General features: G+C 64.9%; 14 protein-coding genes. 9 read left to right on the top strand and 5 right to left on the bottom strand.

The window, feature by feature from the left end:
* Positions 1 to 9 precede the first annotated feature (9 nt).
* Positions 10 to 1563, top strand: coding sequence for a PAS domain-containing methyl-accepting chemotaxis protein (locus I6L45_RS12380; RefSeq protein ID WP_216982222.1), 1554 nt, complete (start codon positions 10 to 12; stop codon positions 1561 to 1563).
* Positions 1564 to 1628: 65 nt separating this feature from the next.
* Entirely contained in the window at positions 1629 to 1979 is a 351-nt protein-coding gene (locus tag I6L45_RS12375; RefSeq protein ID WP_216982221.1) for an MGMT family protein, read from the top strand.
* Between the two features lie 30 nt (positions 1980 to 2009).
* On the opposite strand, the gene I6L45_RS12370 is transcribed toward I6L45_RS12375, so the two are convergent.
* Both I6L45_RS12370 and topA read right to left on the bottom strand, forming a co-directional pair.
* Positions 2010 to 2180 carry a hypothetical protein gene (locus tag I6L45_RS12370; protein WP_167332234.1) on the bottom strand — a complete coding sequence of 57 codons (171 nt, stop codon included), beginning with the start codon at positions 2178 to 2180 and terminating at the stop codon, positions 2010 to 2012.
* Positions 2181 to 2294: 114 nt separating this feature from the next.
* Positions 2295 to 4916: a type I DNA topoisomerase gene (gene topA, locus I6L45_RS12365; protein WP_216982220.1), complete on the bottom strand. Its 2622-nt coding sequence runs from the start codon at positions 4914 to 4916 to the stop codon at positions 2295 to 2297.
* Positions 4917 to 5276: 360 nt separating this feature from the next.
* Here topA and astB point away from each other — a divergent pair, with 360 nt between their 5' ends.
* The gene (gene astB, locus I6L45_RS12360; RefSeq protein ID WP_216982219.1) at positions 5277 to 6614 is read left to right on the top strand and encodes an N-succinylarginine dihydrolase; all 1338 of its coding nucleotides are present in this window, start codon (positions 5277 to 5279) and stop codon (positions 6612 to 6614) included.
* Positions 6615 to 6685: 71 nt separating this feature from the next.
* Here the strand turns inward: astB and sohB are convergent, their stop codons facing one another.
* Complete coding sequence (gene sohB / locus I6L45_RS12355) at positions 6686 to 7693, bottom strand: protease SohB (RefSeq protein WP_216982218.1); 1008 nt, start codon at positions 7691 to 7693, stop codon at positions 6686 to 6688.
* A gap of 254 nt (positions 7694 to 7947) precedes the next feature.
* Here sohB and I6L45_RS12350 point away from each other — a divergent pair, with 254 nt between their 5' ends.
* A complete protein-coding gene (locus I6L45_RS12350; protein WP_043762022.1) occupies positions 7948 to 8703 on the top strand; it encodes a YciK family oxidoreductase in 756 nt (251 codons plus the stop codon).
* Positions 8704 to 8790: 87 nt separating this feature from the next.
* On the top strand, positions 8791 to 9675 hold the full coding sequence (locus tag I6L45_RS12345; RefSeq protein ID WP_043762023.1) for a LysR family transcriptional regulator: 885 nt from the start codon (positions 8791 to 8793) through the stop codon (positions 9673 to 9675).
* 45 nt (positions 9676 to 9720) lie between these two features.
* Here I6L45_RS12345 and I6L45_RS12340 read toward each other — a convergent pair whose 3' ends face one another.
* A complete protein-coding gene (locus I6L45_RS12340; protein ID WP_043762024.1) occupies positions 9721 to 10893 on the bottom strand; it encodes an MFS transporter in 1173 nt (390 codons plus the stop codon).
* 164 nt (positions 10894 to 11057) lie between these two features.
* Between I6L45_RS12340 and I6L45_RS12335 the strand changes: the two genes are divergently transcribed.
* Together I6L45_RS12335 and I6L45_RS12330 are read left to right on the top strand one after the other, a co-directional pair.
* Positions 11058 to 12194 carry a MalY/PatB family protein gene (locus I6L45_RS12335; RefSeq protein WP_216982217.1) on the top strand — a complete coding sequence of 379 codons (1137 nt, stop codon included), beginning with the start codon at positions 11058 to 11060 and terminating at the stop codon, positions 12192 to 12194.
* Between the two features lie 138 nt (positions 12195 to 12332).
* Positions 12333 to 13652 carry a TAXI family TRAP transporter solute-binding subunit gene (locus I6L45_RS12330; RefSeq protein WP_216982216.1) on the top strand — a complete coding sequence of 440 codons (1320 nt, stop codon included), beginning with the start codon at positions 12333 to 12335 and terminating at the stop codon, positions 13650 to 13652.
* 78 nt (positions 13653 to 13730) lie between these two features.
* Here the strand turns inward: I6L45_RS12330 and I6L45_RS12325 are convergent, their stop codons facing one another.
* A complete protein-coding gene (locus tag I6L45_RS12325; RefSeq protein WP_216982215.1) occupies positions 13731 to 14636 on the bottom strand; it encodes a LysR family transcriptional regulator in 906 nt (301 codons plus the stop codon).
* Positions 14637 to 14824: 188 nt separating this feature from the next.
* Here I6L45_RS12325 and I6L45_RS12320 point away from each other — a divergent pair, with 188 nt between their 5' ends.
* Positions 14825 to 16081: an adenylosuccinate synthetase gene (locus tag I6L45_RS12320; protein ID WP_134696961.1), complete on the top strand. Its 1257-nt coding sequence runs from the start codon at positions 14825 to 14827 to the stop codon at positions 16079 to 16081.
* A 427-nt stretch (positions 16082 to 16508) separates the two neighbouring features.
* Positions 16509 to 18989 carry an alpha-glucosidase gene (gene ygjK, locus I6L45_RS12315; protein ID WP_216982214.1) on the top strand — a complete coding sequence of 827 codons (2481 nt, stop codon included), beginning with the start codon at positions 16509 to 16511 and terminating at the stop codon, positions 18987 to 18989.
* The last annotated feature ends 40 nt before the right edge of the window (positions 18990 to 19029 follow it).

Raw genomic sequence — 19029 nt, 5'->3', positions numbered from 1 at the left:
CTTACCCCTATGGCCCGCAAACACGCACAGGTCGTGGACAGTGAAGTGGAGTTCCCCGCCGACGAACAACTCGTCTCCACCACGGACCTGCGCGGCGTCATCACCTACGCCAACCCCGCTTTCTGCCGCATCGCCGGCTACCATGTCGACGAGCTGGTCGGCCACAACCACAACCTGGTGCGCCACCCCGACATGCCCAAGGCCGCCTTCGCCGATCTCTGGGATCGCCTCAAGGAGGGCAACCCCTGGCGCGGCGTGGTCAAGAACCGTTGCAAGGATGGCCGTTACTACTGGGTCGACGCCTATGTCACCCCCATCTACGAGAACGGCAAGATAAGCGGCTACCAGTCGGTTCGCTGCAAGCCGGAGCCCGCCCTCAAGCAGGTGGCAAGCCAGACCTACCAGGCCCTGCTCAAGGCCGAACGGGGGGAGGCTCGCAAGCTCCCCTCCCTGCGCCCCTATCGCCCCCTGCTGCTGGGCTTGCCGCTGCTGGCGCTGTTTGGCTGGGCCGCCCTCACCCAGGGGGCCCTGACCGTGCTGTTGATGCTGCTGCCCCTGCTGGCCATCGCCAGCACCTACTGGCGCGAGCTCATCGCCCTGCCCCGCTATCTCAAACAGCTCGGCCAGCAATACGACAGCCTGACCCGGCTGGTCTATTCGGGGGATGAACCGGGGGCCATCGCCGACTTCCACCTGAAGATGCTGCAGGCCCGCATCCGCACCGTGCTGGGGCGGGTCAACGATGCCACCAACCCGCTGCAGGCCCTGGCGACCGACCTGCAGGACTCTTCCCACCGGGCCTTCCTCGACATCAATGAACAGGATGCCCAGACCCAGCAGATGGCCACCGCCATGACCCAGATGGCCAGCACGGCCCACGAAATAGCCCGCAACATCCAGGACACCAATGGCCAGGTGACCGAGGCCCGCAGCAGCTGCCAGAGCACGGTCGTGCAGCTGGATCAGACCCAGCTGCAGATGGCCCAGCTGGCGCAGCAGGCGGAGCAGGCCTTCCACTCCGCCGTCGAGCTGGCCAGCGAGTCGGAGCGCATCGGCAGCGTCATGGGGGAGATCCAGGGCATTGCCGAGCAGACCAACCTGCTGGCGCTGAACGCCGCCATCGAGGCGGCCCGGGCCGGCGAGCAGGGTCGCGGCTTCGCCGTGGTGGCGGACGAGGTGCGCACCCTCTCCACCCGCACCCACAAGGCGACCGAGCAGATCCAGGGCAGCATCCGCCAGATCCAGCACACCCTGGAACGCTGGCAGGGCATGATGCAGGACAACCTGGCCCAGACCCGGGAGTGCGTCGAGATGACGAGACAAGGTTCGGGCAACCTGCACCTGGTCCTGGAGGAGATCGATCAGGTGACCGAGTTCTCCACCCAGATCGCCGCCGCCGCGGAGCAGCAGCAGGTGGTGGTGGAGGAGATCAGCCGCAACATCCACCAGATCTCCGAATACTCCCGCGCCAACAGCCAGAAGATCCGGGCGGTGGACGACTCCAGCCAGGAGCTCCTCAAGCGGGCGAGCGAGCTCAGGGGACTGAGCCAGACCTTCGGCTGAGCATTGCCAGCCAGGTGACAGAAGCGCCACAATGGCGCTTCTGTTGTTTCTGACGAGTCAACTTCATGAGAACGGAATCGACCCCGCTGGACAAGGTGGCCCGCATCGAGGCGATCCTAGCCCTGATCCCCCCAGGCCGTGTGGTGAGCTATGGCCAGGTGGCGGATCTGGCGGGCCTGCCCGGACGAGCTCGCCTGGTGGGCAAGGTGCTGCGGGAAACGAGCAAGATGCTGCCCTGGCACCGGGTGCTGGGCGCGGCGGGCACCATCTCGTTGCCCAGGGGATCGTCGGGGTTCGACCGGCAGACGGGATTGTTGCAGGAAGAGGGGGTGCCCGTCATCAACGGGCGGGTCAGGATGCGGGAGTGGCAGTGGCAGCCCGACCTTGCCGAGCTGCTCTTTCTGCTCCCCTTCTAGGGGGCTCCCAGCCAGGGATCCCCCGAGGGGCTAGTCGTTGGCCAGAGGCCCCAGGATGTCGTCGCTGCGTACCTGCACCGGGATGGTTTCATCCTCCCGTTGCAGCAACACCAGCAGGCTCTGCCTGTCCACCTCCAGCACATAGGCGGTGCCTTCCCGCGTCAGGCAGGTCATGCCTGGCCGAATTTCATGTATCTCCATGACCACTCCCTGTCTTTCGCTGCCATCCATGCAGCCCTTCCAGTATACCGCCATCGCCAACAAAAAGGCCCCTCGCAAGGGGCCTCTTTCATCATGCTGTGAGCGACATCGCCGTCAGGCTTTCTTCGCCTTGGGCAGGCTCTCCTGCCACTTGCCGTTGTCGTAGTGGGCCGTCCAGCCGGTTGCCTTGCCGTTGACCTCGGTCATCACGTACTGCTCCTTGCTCTTGCGGCTGAAGCGCACCACGGAGGCGTTTCCGTCAGGATCTGACGCCGGGGCGTCGGCCAGGTACTGGTGCTTGGGCGACAGCCGGTCACGGAAGCGTTTGAGCTCCTCAACCAGAGGCGCACGAGTCTCACGGGACTTCGGGAAGTTGCTGGCGGCCAGGAACAGGCCGGCGGCACCGTCCCGCAGCACGAAGTGGGCGTCGGACTGGGTGCACTTCAGCTCGGGCAGGGGTACCGGATCTTCCTTCGGCGGTGCGATGTCACCGTTTTTCAGGATCTTGCGAGTATTCTTGCAAGTGTCGTTGGTGCAACCCATGTACTTGCCGAAGCGGCCGTTCTTGAGTTGCATCTCGGATCCGCAGCGATCGCACTCGATGCTCGGCCCTTCGTAGCCCTTGAGCTTGAACTGGCCCTGCTCGATCTCGTAGCCGTCGCAATCGGGGTTGCGGCCGCAGACGTGCAACTTGCGGCTGTCGTCGATGATGTAGGCATCCATGGCGGTGCCGCACACGCCACAGCGGTGCTTGGCGCGCAGGGCCTCGGTTTCCGCCTCGTCACCGTCGGTGGCGGAGACGAACTCGTCGGCGCTGACCAGGTTGATGGTCTTCTTGCAGCGCTCTTTGGGTGGCAGGGCGTAGCCGGAGCAGCCGAGGAAGACACCGGTGGTGGCGGTGCGAATGCCCATCTTGCGGCCGCAGTCGGGGCAGTCGATGTCGGTCAGCACCATCTGGTTGGCGCGCATGCCCCCCTCTTCATGGGGCTTGTCGGCCTGCTCCAGCTCCTGGGTAAACTCGGCGTAGAAGGCGTCCAGCACCTTCTTCCACTCCAGGCTCCCCTCGGCGATGCCATCGAGCTTGTCCTCCATCTTGGCGGTGAACTCGTAGTTCATCAGCTCGACGAAGTTCTCTACCAGGCGGTCGGTGACGATCTCCCCCATCTTCTCGGCGAAGAAACGGCGGCTCTCGACCCGCACATAACCGCGATCGACGATGGTGGAGATGATGGAGGCATAGGTGGAGGGACGGCCGATGCCGCGCTTCTCCAGCTCGCGCACCAGGGCCGCTTCGGTGAAGCGGGCGGGCGGCTTGGTGAAATGCTGGCGCGGATCCAGCTTGACCAGTTTGAGCACCTCGCCCACGGTCACCGCCGGCAGCTGGCTGTCGTCGCCCTTGCGACCCATGGGCGGCAGCGCCTTGGTCCAACCGGCGAAGCGCAGGGTGCGGCCACGGGCCTTGAGCTCGAACTCCCCTGCCTTGACGGTCAGGGTGGAGGAGTCGTACTGGGCCGGCGTCATCTGGCAGGCGACGAACTGGCGCCAGATGAGGTCATAGAGCCGCATGGCATCGGGCTCCATCCCTTCCAGCATCTCGGCAGTGACCTGCACGCTGGAGGGGCGGATCGCCTCGTGGGCCTCCTGGGCGTTGGCCTTGGCACCGTACAAGTTCGGCTCGGCCGGCAGGTAGGCAGCGCCATACTGCTCGCCGATGTATTCGCGCACCGCCTCGACCGCCTCTTTGCTGAGGTTGGTGGAGTCGGTACGCATATAGGTGATGTAACCCGCCTCGTAGAGACGCTGGGCCATCATCATGGTCTTCTTGACCCCGAAGCTCAGGCGGGTGGAGGCCGCCTGCTGCAGGGTGGAGGTGATGAAGGGAGCGGACGGCTTGGAGCCGGTCGGCTTGTCTTCCCGGTTCACCACCTTGTAGTCGACCCCTTCCAGAGCCGCCACGGCGGCGAAGGTCTCGGCCTGGGTCACCGGCTTGAAGTCCGCCCCGTTGCGGCTGACCACCTCCATGCGCAGCTCGCTCTTCTCGGCGGTCAGCAGATCGGCGTTCAGATCCCAGAACTCCACCGGCACGAACGCCTTGATCTCGCGCTCCTTGTCGACGATGAGGCGCACCGCGACGGATTGCACCCGACCGGCGGAGAGGCCGCGGGCCAGCTTCTTCCAGAGCAGCGGGGAGACCATGTAACCCACCACCCGGTCGAGGAAGCGACGGGCCTGCTGGGCGTTGACACGATGGATGTTCAGCTCGGACGGCTGGGCAAACGCCTCCTGGATGGCGGTCTTGGTGATCTCGTTGAACACCACGCGCTTGTAGCGGCTGTCGTCGCCGCCGATGATCTCGCGCAGGTGCCAGGCGATCGCTTCCCCCTCTCTATCCAAGTCGGTTGCGAGATAGATGGTGTCGGCCTTGGCGGCCAGACTCTGCAACTCGCTGACCACTTTTTCCTTGCCGGGCAAAACCTGGTAGTTGGCCTGCCAGCCTGCGGTCGGGTTGATCCCCATCCGTGAGAACAGGGCGTTGCGATCCTTGGCCGCCTTCTCGGATTCGCTGAGCTTGACGCCGCGAATGACAGGTTTTTTGGGCTCGGTGCTGGCACTGCCGCTGGTCGGCAGGTCGCGCACGTGACCGACGCTGGATTTCACCACGTAGTCCTTGCCCAAATATTTGTTGATGGTCTTGGCCTTGGCCGGAGACTCCACTATGACCAGTGATTTGCCCATGCTGTAACTATTATCCTCGTTGCACCCGACGGGGTTGGCGTGCGGTTTTGTGGGGCTGTATAAGAGATTTGACGGGAAAAAGCAATCTTGTGAACAAATTTGCCAGACAGCCCGAACCGCTCTGATTCTTTATTTATTAATGCGAAGCCAGCGTGCCGGACGCAACCGCTTTTTTGTTTTTATGCTATATCCCCCCCTTTTTTAGATTGGAAATGACATATCCAGCCACCCTTGTGACATAAAAACCCATTCTGGTTATCAGCTTGTTACAAAGGATGAAATCTCTTTATAATGGCCGCACGCCGCAGCTTTGTGCGCGGAAGGAACCGCTCCCCATATAAAAATCGAAAGGATGTGATCATGAAGCACTTCGAGGTGAACTTCGACGGCCTGGTCGGCCCCACCCACAACTACGCCGGCCTCTCCTATGGCAACGTCGCCTCCCAGAACAATGCCAAGGAGGCGTCAAATCCGAAGGAGGCCGCCAAGCAGGGGCTGCGCAAGATGAAGGCGCTGACCGAGCTCGGCATGGTGCAAGGGGTGCTGGCACCCCAGGAGCGACCGGATCTCGCGACCCTGCGTCGCCTCGGCTTCACCGGCAACGATGCAAGCGTGCTGGCCCAGGCCGCGAAACAGGCCCCCGCCGTGCTGGCCGCCTGCTACTCCGCCTCCAGCATGTGGACCGCCAACGCCGCCACCGTCTCCCCCAGTGCCGATACCCAGGATGGCCGCATCCACTTCACCCCCGCCAACCTGACCAACAAGTTCCACCGCTCCCTCGAGCCCGAGGTGACCGGTCGCATCCTGCGCGCCGTGTTCAACAACGATCGTCACTTCAGCCACCATCAGCACCTGCCGGAGAACGACCACTTCGGTGACGAGGGCGCCGCCAACCACACCCGTCTGTGCCGCGCCTATGGCGAGGCCGGGGTCGAGCTGTTCGTCTATGGCCGCAGCGCCTTCGACGTCTCCCGCCCTGCGCCCAAGCGCTACCCGGCCCGCCAGACCCTGGAAGCCAGCCAGGCCATCGCCCGTCTGCACGGCCTGGGGGACGAGAGCGCCGTCTTTATCCAGCAGAACCCGGACGTGATCGATCAGGGGGTATTCCACAACGACGTGATCGCGGTGGGCAACCAGAACGTGCTCTTCTTCCACCAGCAGGCCTTCCTCAACACCGCGTCGGCCCTGGCCGAGGTGCGTACCAAGTTTGGCGAGGGTGAGCTGCACTTCATCGAGGTGCCGACGGCGGAAGTCTCCGTGGTGGATGCGGTGAAGTCCTATCTGTTCAACACCCAGATCCTGACCCTGCCGTCCGGCGAGATGGCCATCATCGCCCCCACCGAGTGCCGCGACAACCCGGCGGTGGCCGCCTACCTGGCCAAGCTGGTGACCCAGGGCACCCCGATCAAGGGAGTGCACTACATGGATGTGAAGCAGAGCATGAAGAACGGCGGCGGCCCCGCCTGCCTGCGCCTGCGGGTGGCCATGAACGACACCGAACTCGCCGCGGTCAACCCGGCCTGCCTGATCAACGATGCCCAGTTCACCCGCCTGGACAACTGGGTGGATCGCCACTACCGTGACAGCCTGACCCTGGACGATCTGCGCGACCCCTCCCTGGTGCTGGAGACCCGCACCGCCCTGGACGAGCTGACCCAGATCCTGAAACTCGGCTCCGTCTACCCCTTCCAGCGCTAAGGCGCTCCGACGCTACAAAAAAAGAGCCGGGCAAGTGCCCGGCTCTCTTTATTCCACCCCTGAACAGCGCCTCAGCGCCAGGGGCTCTGCTGCCACAGCCGACCAAGGCCGGACTCCAGCCCCAGCGCCGCCTGTTTCCCCAGCTTCTGGGTCAGGCTCTTGGGCTTGCTGAAGCGAATGCCGACCACCTTGTGGTGGCTGGCCTGGGCCAGCAGGTAGTCATCGCTGGTGCAGAGCGCGTCCACCAGGCCAAGCTGCTTGGCCTCGCTCGCCAGCCAGTGCTCCCCCGTGGTGACCTTGTCGATGTCGAGCGCCGGCCTGTGTTCGGCCACAAACGCCTTGAAGCGCTCGTGGATGGCCCCCAGCTCCTCGCGAAACTTCTCCCGCCCCAGATCGTCGTTCTCGCCGAACATGGTGATGGTGCGCTTGTACTGGCCTGCGGTGTGCATCTCGAACTCGATGTCGTGCTTTTTCAGCAGCTTGTTGAAGTTCGGCATCTGGGCGATCACGCCGATGGAGCCGACAATGGCAAAGGGGGCCGCCAGGATCTTGTCCGCCACGCAGGCCATCATGTAGCCGCCGCTCGCCGCCACCTTGTCGATGGCCACGGTGAGGGTGATGTCCTTGTCCCGCAGGCGCTGCAGCTGGGAGGCGGCCAGGCCATAGCCATGCACCACGCCGCCGCCGGACTCGAGGCGCAGCAGCACCTCGTCCCCCGGCCGGGCAACGCCGATCACCGCGCTCACCTCTTCACGCAGGGAGGCTACCTCCCTGGCATCCATGCTGCCGTGAAAATCGAGCACGAAGAGCCGGCTGCGCTCATCCTCGCCCTTGGCGCGGGCCTTGTGGTCGGCCTTGCGCGCCTTCTCCATCTGCTTGCGCTCGGCCTTGCCGGCCAGCGCCGCCTGCAACTGATGACGCCCCTGCTCCAGCTCGCTGGAGAGATCGGTCACCACCAGCTCCCCCTTGCGCGCCTTCGGCTGGCGGCTGCTCGCGATCATCAGGATGACGGCGCCGATGGCCAGCAGGAAGGTGAGGGTCTTGGCCAGAAACAGGCCGTACTCGGTCAGAAATGCCACTTGATGCTCCACTGGTGTCCCCCCGATGGGTCGGGTGGGGGTCGATTTTGTTACATAGTAAGGAGTTTGCCGGCATCAGGCAAAAACTCTGCCGCGACCCGGTTCCATCCTGCACCGATCCGCGCTAGCTCCCTGTTTTATTCACATTTTTGCCATCTCATACTGGTCAACTGCCGGGCCCGGTCAGTACACTTGCCTCCTCTATTTGCTGGCGTGTCCATCCGCCAGGCCAAGGATTGTTAACAGGAGTTCACATGCTCGATTATCAGGCCCCCCAGGACCTGCTCAAGGACAAGGTCATTCTGGTGACGGGCGCCGGTGACGGCATCGGCCGCGAGGCGGCACTCACTTACGCGGCCCACGGCGCCACCGTGATCCTGCTCGGGCGCACCAGTGCCAAGCTCGAGGCCGTGTATGACCAGATTGAAGCGGCCGGCCATCCCCTGCCCGCCATCGTGCCGGTGGATCTCAAGGGGGCGACCGCCGCCCACTACCGCGGCATGGCCGAGACCTTCGCCCAGCAGTTCGGGCGCCTCGACGGCGTGCTCTTCAACGCCGGGCTGCTCGGCACCCTGTCGCCGTTCGAGCACATCCAGGAGCAGGAGTGGGACGAAGTGATGCAGGTCAACGTCAAGTCCGAATTCCTGCTGACCCAGGCGCTGCTGCCCCTCGTTCGCCAGACCGCGAAAGAGCACGGCGAGGCCTCCATCGTCTACACCTCTTCCAGCGTGGGTCGCAAGGGGCGCGCCTACTGGGGCACCTATGCCATCTCCAAGTTTGCCGTCGAGGGGATGATGGAAGTGCTGGCTGACGAGCTGGAGAACACCAGGGTGCGGGTCAACACCCTCAACCCGGGCGGCACCCGTACCAGGATGCGGGCCAGCGCCTTCCCGGCGGAGGATCCCCAGACCCTGAAGACCCCGGCCGACCTGATGCCGCTCTATCTCTATCTGATGGGGCGGGACAGCCAGGGCCAGACCGGTCGGACCTTTGTGGCCCAGCCCAAATAAATCAACGATCCCAGCGGATGGGGTTACAGTGAAGAGGGGCGCCCAGGCGCGCCCCTTTGAATCTCATTTGCCCTGACAGGTTGCACTATGTTTCGTCCCAAGAGCACGTTTGAGCAATGGCGGATCTTTCAGGCCGTGGTGGACTGTGGCGGCTACGCCCAGGCCGCCGAGGCGCTGAACAAGAGCCAATCCTCCCTCAATCATGCGGTCGCCAAGCTGCAGCAGAGTCTGGGTGTAGCCCTGCTGGAGGTGCGGGGACGCAAGGCGGTGCTGACGCCGGCGGGGGAGATCTTTCTCAAGCGGGCCCGCCAGCTCAGTCAGCAGGTGGAAGAGCTGGAGAACCTGGCCAACAACCTGGAACGCCAGTGGGAGCCGCAGATCAACCTCTATGTCTCCGTGCTGCAGCCGCGTGAGCGGCTTTACCGGGCGCTGGCCCACTTCTATCCCCGCAGCCGGGGTTGCCGCATCAACCTGCACGAGCGGATCCACTGCCATTTCAATGCGCTGCAACCGGGGGATCTGATGCTCTCCGAGCACCTGCCCCAGGATCGCACCGGCCTGCCCCTGGACGAGGTGTGCCTGCTGCCCCTGTGCGCGTCGGGCCATCCCCTCGCAGAACAGGAGGAGCCCGTCACCACCGAGCAGCTCGCCACCTACAACCAGATCAGCCTGCATCCCCCCATCCACCGCTCGGTGGACTGGAACGATGCGGACGACACCGGCTGGAAGGCGACCCACTATCACGAGGTGCTCAGCATGGTACGCCTTGGCCTCGGTTACGCCTGGGTGCCCCGTCACCTGGTGCAGGAGGAGCTCGCCAGTGGCGCCCTGGTGCAGCTCGAACTGGCCGGCGGCAACGAACGCTACCTCTACACCTACCTGCTCACCCCGGCGGTCGACGCCCTGGGTCCGGCAGCCGAGCTGCTGCTGCGCTGCCTGCGCAACGAATACCAGAGCGACGACGACAAATAACCCCCAGCGCCCTCCCCCGGGAGCGGGTGCCTGAGCCCCCCTCCACTAGACGTTAGGCACCCGCCAGCAGGCGGCCAGCGCCATCAAGGCCAGCGCCATGGCCACCATGAAGACCCCGTGAAAACTCCAGATCTCGGCCACGGTGCCGGCGATGGCTCCCGCCATGATGGAGCCGGTGCGGATGCTGTTGGAAAACAGGGTGGTCGCCACCCCGGCGCGGCCCGGCATCAGATCCTGGAAGTAGGACATGCCGATGCCGGCGACGATGCCGATGAAGATGGCGTTCAGCAGTTGCAGCGCGATCAGCGCCGTCTGGCTGGAGAGGGTGGCCAGGCCGACGTAGAAGCCGACGCCGGCCAGCACCGCCAGCAGCATCATGGGCCGCTTGCCAAAGCGCCGGGTGTAGTAGCCCGCCAGCAGCATGAAGGGGATCTCCAGCGCCGCCGCCGTTCCCATCAGCACCCCGGCCAGCTTCTCGTCCAGCCCCAGCTCGCGGGTGATGTAGAGCGGCATGTTGATGAGGTACATGCTGTTGCAGGTCCACATCAGGGTGGAGGCGATGAAGAGCGCCCGCACCGAAGGGGTGCGCCAGCTGCTCACCCGCACCTCTCCCTCGGCAGGCCTGGCCAGCGGCAGGGAGGGGAGCCAGCGCCACACCACGAAGGCGCAGACAAGATAGGCCAGGGCCGAGGCGAGGTACATCACCTCGAAGCCGTAGCCGATGGCCAGTGCGAAGGCAGCCGGCGGCCCTATCACCCAGGCCAGGGAGAACTGGGCCCGCAACACGGAGCTGAACATGTCGGCCTGCTTGTTGCGGCTGTCGGCGTATTCCCGCGCCAGGGCGAACAGCTGGGGGCTGGCGGTGGCGGTCAGGCTCGCCAGCAGCACCCCCAGGCTCACCAGCAACCAGTATTGGCGGTTCCAGGCGAACAGCAGGGAGAGCACGATGCCGGCAAAACAGCAGCGCAGGATCAGTTGTTTGCGATCCCCCTTGTTGTCGGAGCGATGGCCGAGCCACTGGCTGATGAGGATGCCGATCACCGCGTTGACCGTATAGAAGAGCCCCACCAGGAAGGGACGGACCTGCACCTCCTCTGCCAGGAACAGGCTCAGGGTCGGCACCTGGAGCGCCACCGCCACCCCGGTCATGAAGGTCACGGCAAGAAAGGAGAGAGAGACGGGATCCGGCCTCTTGCGGGCTGCACTCAGCAAACTCATAGAGATACCATTGATATGGAAGAGAAAAGGGAGCCAGGAACGGGCAGGCGTACGATTTGACGGCGATTATCTTATGCCATTGTCAACAGCGACCTCAAGGCTTGCGGGGGCGCGGCCAAGTCCGTACATTGGTAGCCCATCTCTGGCCAGTACAAGGATTTAACATGTTTGATTTTGACCGGGAAATTGACCGCAGCGGCACCATGAGCCTGAAATGGGACAAGTACAAGGGCCAGGATGTGCTGCCCATGTGGGTGGCAGACACCGACTTCGTCTCCCCCCCCGCCATCCTGGAGGCGCTCACCCAGCGGGTCGCCCACGGCGTCTTCGGCTATTCCCGCCCCTCCCCCCGGCTGATCGAACTCATCAAGACCCGCATGCAGGCGCGCTATGGCTGGGAGATCCAGTCCGAGTGGCTGGTCTTCCTGCCCGGCGTGGTGCCCGGCCTCAACCTCGCCTGCAAGGCCTGGAGCCAGCACGGGCGCGGCATCATCACCCCCAAGCCCGTCTACTACCCCTTCCTGCAGGCGCCGGGCTTCAACGACCGCCCCCTGCTCACCGTCCCCATGGTGGAGGAGGCCGGCCGCTGGGTGCTGGATCTCGAGGAGCTGGAGCGCCAAGCGCCGTCGGCGGATCTGCTGCTGCTGTGCAACCCTCACAACCCGGGCGGCACCGTCTTCACCCGCGAGGAGCTCCTGGCCATCGACGCCATCGCCGAACGCCACAACCTGGTGATCTGCTCCGATGAAATCCACTGCGATCTGCTGCTGGACAAGGATGCCCGCCACATCCCCTACGGTGCCCTGAGCCCGGCGGCGGCCGAGCGTTCTGCCGTCATGATGGCGCCGAGCAAGACCTTCAACATCGCGGGCCTGTGCTGCTCCTTCGCCGTGATCCCCAACGCCAGGCTGCGCCTGAAATTGCAGCAGGCGATGCGCGGCATCAGTGCCGACGTCAACCTGCTGGGCTATGTGGCGGCCGAGGCGGCCTACGAAGGGGGCGATCCCTGGCTGACCGAGCAGCTCGACTACCTGGCGGGCAACCTGGCCCTGATCGAGCAGGCCGTTGCCCGCTGGCCCGGCATCAAACTGGCCAGGCACCAGGCTACCTACCTCGCCTGGATCGACGTGAGCGCCCTGGGGCTGGACGATCCCATCGCCTTCTTCGAGCAGGCCGGGGTCGGCCTCTCCCCCGGCGCCCAGTTTGGCGACGGCCAGTTCGTGCGGCTCAACTTCGGTTGCCCCCGGGCGCGGCTCGCCAAGGCGCTGGCCCGCATGGAGAAGGCCATCCTCCAGCGCTGACAGGGAGCGCCGCGGCTGCCGGTCAGCCGCGGCCAGATGGCAAAAATCATTCAGGTTCCCATCCGATGCAGATAAGATGAGACCTATGACGGGATGAGCCTGGCTCATCCTTTTTTTCAGCCACGGTTTTGGTTCACTATGCGCCCATTCGCCCTCTTTCCCCTGCTGCGCCTGTCACGCATCGCCCTCCCCTGGCTGGCGGCCATGCTGGCCCAGCCCCTTCTGGCCGCCCCCGCCTATGTCACCATAGGCACGGGGGCGCTCAATGGCGTCTACTACCCCACGGGTGGCGCCATCTGCCGCCTGCTCAACGAAGAGAGCGATCGTCACGGCCTGCACTGCACGGTGCAGAGCACCTCGGGCTCCCTCGCCAATCTGGCCGAACTCACCAAGGGGGATATTCAAATGGCCCTGGTGCAGTCGGATGTGCTCCATCACGCGGTACAGGGCAGCGGCCCCTTCACGGGTCAGGCTCCTGACGATCGGCTGCGCAGCCTGTTGCGACTCCATCAGGAGTCCCTGACCCTGCTCGCCAGCGCCACCAGCAACATCACCACCCTGGCAGACATCGAAGGCAAGCGGGTCGAACTCGGCGCCCCCAACTCGGGGGACAAGGTCACCAGCCTGGCACTCCTGGACGCCATGGGCTGGCAGCCGGCCAGCTTCATGCCGCCCCCCCCGAGCACGCCCGGCAACCGGCTAGAAGGGCTCTGCAACGGTACCCTGGACGCCGCCTTCGTGGTCGCCGGCCATCCCAACCAGGCCATCGGCGACCTGACCGGTCGCTGCAAGGCACGCCTCATCCCCATCGAGGGGGAGCAGATAGACAGGCTGCTCAAGCAGTATCCCTACTATGAGCGCAGCCGCATCGGCGCCAACCTCTATCCGGGGCAGACCAGCGCGGTCAGCACCTTCGCCGTCACCGCCGAGCTGGTGGCGCTGGCCAGCCTGCCCGAGACCGAGGTGCGCACCCTGCGCGACGTGCTGAACGATCGCCTCAAGCAGTTCACCCGTTTGCACCCGGCCCTCACGACCCTCACCTGGGAGGGAATGCAGGCCGGGAAACTCGCCCCGCTCCACCCGGGCATGCTGGACGCCGCGCCGGCGTCCATGTTGCAGCCGGATGCTCTCACGGCATCCGGAGCCCAGGCCACCTCGGGAGCCCTGCCCACCGAGTCCCTGGCCCCCACCAGTGCGGCCACCCCGCAGGAAGGGGCCGAGACCCGGCCGGAGCAACCCGCCGGCGCCACCCTGCCGGCGAGCTCGGCCGCGGTGGCCACAGAGACGGCACCGGCCCTGACCGGGAGCCCGGCCCGGGGCAGCGCCGTGCTGACGCCGGGTGCCTTGCCCGCCGCCGAAGGCCAGACCCCGTCGGCGGCAGGCGCGGCCGGCCAGACGGCGCCACTTCCCTCCACGCCCAGCGGCGCCGTCGAGGTGAAGGAAACGCCCGCCCAGTGACGGACACCCGAAACGAAAAGAGAAGAGGCCACCCCTGGGTGGCCTCTTCTCTTTTCGGCGACGAGCCGGGCTGCAGCGTCAATTGGCGGCTGGCAGCAGGGCCGGGCTCTGGATCTCCTCCTCCACCCAGTGCAGCAACTGCTTGATGGCCCGCGACAGCACCTGGTTCTGGCGCACCACATACCCCAGGCTGGTACCGGGAAAGTCGGTGAGGCGAGTCACGGGGGCGGTCAGCTTGAGCCTGGGGTGGAGGGAGAAGTCCGGCACGATGGCCACCCCGAAACCCGCCTCCGCCCAGTCGAGCTGGGCGTCCACGCTGCCCACCTCCATGATGCGGCAGCTCGGCAAGCCGAGCAGGGGCAATGAAGGGTCGATGAGTGCCCGGGTCCGGGTGTCGTGCCCCAGCAGGATCAGGGTCGGCTCGTCCAGGGGATCGCTCTCCCCCGAGCTCGCCCGCGCCTGCCAGCGGCCGAGACCGTGGCCCAGGGCGCACCAGGTCACCTGCTGCAGCTCGGTGTAGAAGAGCGGTTCGCTGCGCTTTTGCGCCATCACGAAACCGAGATCCGCCTTGCCCGCCCGCACCAGATCCGCCGCCTGATCCGAGGTGGTGTTGAACAGGGTGAGGTCGATGCCGGGAAAGGCCTGCTTGAAGCGCTGGAACGGCTGGATGAGCAGCAGGCGCGAGATGATGTCGCTGGCGGCGATGGCGAGCGTCCCCTGGCTCAGCTGGCTCAGGGCATTGAGATCGGACTGGCAGAGCTGCAACTCGTTGATGGCGCGCTCGGCGCTTTGCAGCAGCCGCTCCCCCGCCTGGGTCAGACGAAACGGGCTGCGTTCCACCAGCTTGACCCGGGTCGCCTGCTCCAGGTTCTTGAGGTGCAGGCTGACGTTGGGCTGGGTCATGTGCAGCTCGGTGGCGGTCTGGCCGAAGTGCTGCAACCGGGCCAGGGTGACGAAGGTGTGCAGCCAGTGAATGTCCAGCATGGGGATCCTCTTCTACCCCGGCTCCCGGAGCGCCGCCCTGTGGGGAGGGACGCCTCCCGAAGCGGGCCTGGTGTCGATAAATGCGCCATGATTATATGGCTCTCTTATCGGAATTATAAAGATAATTAATTTTTCTAATCCTCACGGGGCTCCTAGGATGAACGCCTAACGTCTTAGGAGAAAGAGTCATGTCGTCTATCGTAGTCGTAGGTGCTAACTGGGGTGATGAAGGCAAGGGCCGCATCGTCGATTATCTGGCAGGCCAGGCTGGCGCCAGCATTCGTTTCCAGGGCGGCAACAACGCCGGCCACACCGTGGTCAACGATCTGGGCACCTTCAAGCTGCACCAGGTGCCGAGCGGCGTCTTCAACCCGGACTGCCTGGTCGTGCTGGGCCCCGGCATGGTGATCAGCCCCGAGAAGCTGACCGTCGAGCTGGAAGAGGTCAAGGCCTCCGGCGTCACGCCCAAGCTCGCCATCTCTGACCGCGCCACCCTGTGCCTGCCGCTGCACGCACTGGAAGACACCCTGGAAGAGCAACGCCTGGGCGACGGCGCCTACGGCTCCACCCGTCAGGGCATTGCCCCGGCTTACGGTGATCGGGTCATGAAAAAGGCGATCCTGGTGGGCTGGCTCAAACAGCCGGACGTGCTGGTCGAGCGCATCCAGTTCATGCTGGACTGGAAACTGCCGCAGATGAAGGCTCTCTATCCCGACTTCGAATTCACCCAGACCGCCCAGGAGATGGCCGACTGGCTGCTGGAAGTGTCCGCTCCCTGGCTGGACGCCGTCTGCAACGTCAGCATGCCCCTCAAGGCCCTGCAGGCCGAAGGCAAGACCCTGCTGTTCGAAGCCCAGCTGGGCGCCGGCCGTGACCTCATCTACGGCGAATACCCCTGGGTCACCTCCTCCCACGTGTCTGGCGCCTACGCCGGCATCGGTGGCGGTCTGCCGGGCCTGCGCCCGGAGCGCGTCATCGCCGTGGCCAAGGCATTCAGCTCCTCCGTCGGTACCGGCACCCTGCTGACCGCCATGGAGAACCAGGACGAGTTCCGCAAGATCACCAACGAGTTCGGCGCCACCACCGGCCGTCCCCGTGACGTCGGCTACTTCGACGCCGTCGCCACCAAGAATGGCGTCGAGCTGCAGGCCGCCACCGAAGTGGCCCTGACCAAGCTGGACTGCCTGACCGGTCTGCCGGATCTGAAGATCTGCGTGGCCTACCAAGGCGCTCACACCGAGAACCCGATCTGGCCGCAGACCGCCGCCCTCACCCCCGTCTACGAGAAGATGGAGAGCTGGAGCGAAGACATCAGCGGCTGCCGCACCTTCGCCGAGCTGCCCAAGGCGGCCCAGGACTACGTACTGCGCATCGAAGCCCTGCTGGGCGTGCCGGTGCCCATGGTCTCCGTCGGCCCGGGCCGTGACGAGATGATCCTGCGCTAAGCCGCCCGATCCTCTCTCTGCTACACCAAGACCGGCATCCCTGATGCCGGTTTTTTTATGCCCGCCTTTTTGCCGCCGGCCCCCGCTCGCAGTGACGACCTCCCAAGCCCTTCACTGCACAGCTATCCGCGTCAAGCCAGGAGCGGCCAGCTCCCTTGTCCATGCCGGCACACCGGCCCCCCTGCCCCGCTCACCGCTCACCGCTCACTGCTCACTGCTCACTGCCAAAGTAAATAGTTACTAAAATAAAAATCCATGTAACCCCGTGTAACCGGGTGATCCGGCTCACACCACGGCTCTGAATACCGTGATGCAGCTCCCAAACACCCCGTGAAATTGCCCTAAAATGGCTCACGAAAATCGTTTTCACTAAAACAGAACTAAAAAAACACCTTCCTTAACCTACAAACGATCATTGGAGCGAGTAATGTTTCGTAAAAGTTTACTTTCGGTCGCCCTGGGCGTTGCCCTGTTTGGCCTCACCGCCTGCAACGGCAATGACTCCAGCAGCCCGGCCGCCCCCAGCGCCACCCTGGCGAACCAGTACAAGGACGTGATCGACCGCAGCGGCACCCCGCGCCAGTTCCGTGACTTTGACAGCTACTCCAACCTCAAATACAACCCGCTGCTGGACCTCGGTGCCTGGCACGGCTTCCTGCTGCCCGCCAGCGACAGCGAGTGGGGCGGCTTCACCGGCCCCATGGTCATCTCGGAGGAGTACAGCCTCTTCTTCGCCAGCGAGCTGGACAAGCTGACCCTGAGCGACGAGAGCGGCCGCGCCTTCCCGCTCACCAGCGCCAGCAGCCACGACATCCATGCCATCCCGGGGGCCCTGGTGCAACGCTTCGAGTTCGAGCCCTTCACCCTGGAGCTGGAGCTGCGCTACGGCGATGCCCGCACCGCCATCATCCGTACCCGCCTCATCAACCACCAGGATGCGCCGCTCACTCTGACCCTCAACTGGCAGGGGGCTCTGCTCAACCAGTGGGATGCCAAGAATACGGTCGCCAGCAAGTACCCCGACTGGACCCGCACCATCAGCCAGAGCGAACGCGGTGTGGCGTTCCAGTTTGGCGAGCTGCGCAGCACCTGGAACATCATGCAAGGCGGCAGCGCCAGCTACCGCATCGATCGCACCCTGCCGAGCCGCACCACCCTGGACGAGAAGGGGCTCGGCTACGTGAGCGAGGCCAGCCTCACCCTGGCCGCCAAGGGGCAGCAGGACATCTACACCCTGCAGAGCTATGTCCACAGCAGCGAGGAGGCCGACCGCTTCGAGCAGAGCCGCCAGGCACTGCTGGTCAGGCCAGCCGACTATTTCGATGACTCCATCCGCCGCTGGGAGGATTACCTCGAGCGCGGCCTCTCCAACCAGGGGATCCCGGAGTCCGAACGTCGCATCGCGGTCAAGGCGATGGAGACCCTCAACGGCAACTGGCGCTCGCCGGCAGGTGCCATCCTGCACGACGGGGTGACCCCCTCCAACACTGCCCGCTGGTTCGACGGGGTCTGGGCCTGGGACAGCTGGAAGCACGCCTACGCCATGGCCCACTTCAACCCCGAGGTAGCCAAGAACAACGTGCGCGCCATGTATGACTACCAGATCCAGGCCGATGACCCGGTGCGCCCCCAGGACGCCGGCATGGTGATCGACGCCGTCTTCTACAACAAGCTCGCCGATCGGGGTGGTGACGGCGGCAACTGGAACGAGCGGGACACCAAGCCGCCCCTCTCCGCCTGGGCCATCTGGGAGATCTACAGCGCCACCAAGGACAAGGCCTTCATCGCCGAGATGTATCCGAAGATCCGGGCCTATCACGACTGGTGGTACCGGGCCCGGGACAACAACCGCAACGGCATCATCGAATACGGCGCCACCCGCCACGTCGAGCACAACGACGAGTTCGGCAACATCACCTTCAAGGTGCAGTACCCGGCGGGGGTGCCGGCCGGGCTGGATCTGTCGAGCTGTACCAATGAAGGAGATGGCTGGTATGGCTGCGCCGGCATGGCGCTCTACCAGCAGGTTCTGAGTGTCGGTGGCTACGCCGACATGGATATCGGTGCCCAGCACGGCGCCGGCTGGGAGTCAGGCATGGACAACGCCGCCCGCTTCGGCTTTATCGAGCAGGATCAGTTGCAGCGTTACGCCGACAAGACCTATGGCGGCGACCTGGCCCGTGCGCGTCAGGACTGGAACGTCTTCTTCTTCGAAAACCACCAGGATGACGGCGAACTCATCGGCTTCTCCATCGATCAGGAGTCGGTGGAGCTCAACGCCTTCCTTGCGAAAGAGAAGCGCATCCTGGCGGACATGGCCGAGCTGCTCGGCAAGCCGGACGAGGCGAGCCGCTACCGCGAAGGAGCGACCCAGCTGGCGGGCTATATCAACAGCTGCCTGTTCGACGAGGCCTCCGGCTTCTATTACGACCGCCAGATAGCCCAGGGGGATCTGCCCGACGCCAACGGCTGCGTCGGCAAGCTGTTGACCGCCCGCGGCCGTGGCCCGGAAGGGTGGAGCCCGCTCTGGGCCGAGGTGGCGGACAAGGAGAAGGCGGCGCGGGTGCGCGAGGTGATGCTCAATGCCCGGGAGTTCAACACCAGGGTGCCGCTCGGCACGGCGGCGCTGACCAACCCGGCCTACGACCCCGACATCTACTGGCGCGGCCGGGTCTGGCTGGATCAGTTCTACTTCGGGGTGAAGGGGCTGGAGAACTACGGCTATCGCAGCGATGCCCAGCAGCTCGTCAACAAGCTGTTTGCCAACGCCGAGGGGCTGGCGGGCAGCGGCCCCATCCGCGAGAACTACAACCCGGAGACCGGCGCCATGCAGGGGGCCAGCAACTTCAGCTGGAGCTCGGCCCACCTCTACATGCTCTATCGCAACTTCCTGAAAACAGAGGGCTGATCCCTATCAGCAGCAATGAGCCAACAAAAAGGCCTCCGCA

It is taken from the genome of Aeromonas sp. FDAARGOS 1415 (genome assembly GCF_019048365.1).
GTDB classification, from domain to species: Bacteria; Pseudomonadota; Gammaproteobacteria; order Enterobacterales; family Aeromonadaceae; genus Aeromonas; species Aeromonas taiwanensis.
Note: the sequence above shows the minus strand (reverse complement) of the source record. Positions and strands in the feature narration are given on the sequence as shown.

What these genes read in the sequence shown, in the direction of transcription:
- I6L45_RS12380 (WP_216982222.1), top strand. Translation starts at nt 10, where the DNA reads ATGGCCCGCAAACACGCACAGGTCGTGGACAGTGAAGTGGAGTTCCCC.
- I6L45_RS12375 (WP_216982221.1), top strand. Translation starts at nt 1,629, where the DNA reads ATGAGAACGGAATCGACCCCGCTGGACAAGGTGGCCCGCATCGAGGCG.
- I6L45_RS12370 (WP_167332234.1), bottom strand. Translation starts at nt 2,180, where the DNA reads ATGGAGATACATGAAATTCGGCCAGGCATGACCTGCCTGACGCGGGAA.
- topA (WP_216982220.1), bottom strand. Translation starts at nt 4,916, where the DNA reads ATGGGCAAATCACTGGTCATAGTGGAGTCTCCGGCCAAGGCCAAGACC.
- astB (WP_216982219.1), top strand. Translation starts at nt 5,277, where the DNA reads ATGAAGCACTTCGAGGTGAACTTCGACGGCCTGGTCGGCCCCACCCAC.
- I6L45_RS12350 (WP_043762022.1), top strand. Translation starts at nt 7,948, where the DNA reads ATGCTCGATTATCAGGCCCCCCAGGACCTGCTCAAGGACAAGGTCATT.
- I6L45_RS12345 (WP_043762023.1), top strand. Translation starts at nt 8,791, where the DNA reads ATGTTTCGTCCCAAGAGCACGTTTGAGCAATGGCGGATCTTTCAGGCC.
- I6L45_RS12340 (WP_043762024.1), bottom strand. Translation starts at nt 10,893, where the DNA reads ATGAGTTTGCTGAGTGCAGCCCGCAAGAGGCCGGATCCCGTCTCTCTC.
- I6L45_RS12335 (WP_216982217.1), top strand. Translation starts at nt 11,058, where the DNA reads ATGTTTGATTTTGACCGGGAAATTGACCGCAGCGGCACCATGAGCCTG.
- I6L45_RS12330 (WP_216982216.1), top strand. Translation starts at nt 12,333, where the DNA reads ATGCGCCCATTCGCCCTCTTTCCCCTGCTGCGCCTGTCACGCATCGCC.
- I6L45_RS12325 (WP_216982215.1), bottom strand. Translation starts at nt 14,636, where the DNA reads ATGCTGGACATTCACTGGCTGCACACCTTCGTCACCCTGGCCCGGTTG.
- I6L45_RS12320 (WP_134696961.1), top strand. Translation starts at nt 14,825, where the DNA reads ATGTCGTCTATCGTAGTCGTAGGTGCTAACTGGGGTGATGAAGGCAAG.
- ygjK (WP_216982214.1), top strand. Translation starts at nt 16,509, where the DNA reads ATGTTTCGTAAAAGTTTACTTTCGGTCGCCCTGGGCGTTGCCCTGTTT.